Annotated in this window: 2 protein-coding genes; one reads left to right on the plus strand and one right to left on the minus strand. The window is 53.6% G+C overall.

Annotated features, from left to right (window positions below; genetic code table 11):
- The coding region (locus EI969_RS31020) for an integrase core domain-containing protein (RefSeq protein ID WP_371925991.1) at positions 1-461 on the minus strand (461 nt) is incomplete at its 3' end.
- 25 nt (positions 462-486) lie between these two features.
- Between EI969_RS31020 and EI969_RS17805 the strand changes: the two genes are divergently transcribed.
- Positions 487-1,023 (plus strand): transposase (locus tag EI969_RS17805; protein ID WP_371925992.1); only part of this gene is annotated, 537 nt, incomplete at its 3' end.

Genomic DNA, 1,023 nt, shown 5'->3' on the forward strand with positions numbered 1-1,023 from the left:
AGCGCAGGCGGCAGGTGGTTTGAAGCGGAATGGCAACGGCGATGGTTGTAATGTGAGATGAAGCCCATCACATCCTTCTCCGCTTCGAAATGATTTTGGTAGCCGTTTTCTGGCATCCAATCGTGCTTCAACGTCCTGAAATAGCGCTCAACCACCGCGTTATCCCAGCAGTTGCCTCGACGACTCATGCTCTGAACGATCCGGTTTTCTGCCAGACATGCAACAAATCGATCAGCGGTGTATTGGGCGAATTCAATCGGTCGTCGCAACACCTTGATCGAGGTGTTTATGGGCCGACCTGCCGGATGGATGCAAAAATTGACGGGCCGGGGAGCGATGCGTTCTCCAGGTGCGCCGTCACTTCGTAATGAAATCGAGCGGCTGTTCTGGAAACAAATCGCAACCGGGATCACAAGTGAAAAGGCAGCGGAGGCTACTGGCGTATCATCAGCGGTAGGCACACGCTGGTTCCGTCATCGGGGCGGGATGCCATTGTTCATGTCTAACCAAATATCCGGAAGGTACTTGACGTTCGCAGAGCGAGAAGAGATTGGGCTGCTTCGGGCGAAAGGTGTTGGCGTACGTGAGATTGCGCGTCTCCTTGGACGAAGCCCGTCGACAGTTTCACGGGAACTGACACGTAATGCTGCAACTCGTTGCGGTCGGCTTGAGTATCGAGCTTCAGTTGCACAATGGAAGGCAGAACTGGTTGCCAAAAGACCGAAGCCAGCGAAACTTTTGACTAACCCGCGGCTATGTCACTACGTGCAAGACCGTCTGGAGGGTAAAGTTCACGGTACTAATGGTCGCGAGATTGTTGGGCCTCGACATGCTCCCTTCAAAGGCCGAAATAAACCACATCGCAGGGACCGTAAATGGGTCAATGGCTGGTCGCCCGAACAGATTACCAACCGGCTAAAGATCGATTTTCCGGACGATGAATCCATGCGCATCTCTCACGAAGCCATATATCAGGCCCTCTATATTCAGGGGCGAGGAGCTCTTAAGCGCGAGCTAGTGAGC

It is taken from the genome of Pseudomonas sp. PB101 (assembly GCF_009764265.1).
Lineage (GTDB): Bacteria > Pseudomonadota > Gammaproteobacteria > Pseudomonadales > Pseudomonadaceae > Aquipseudomonas.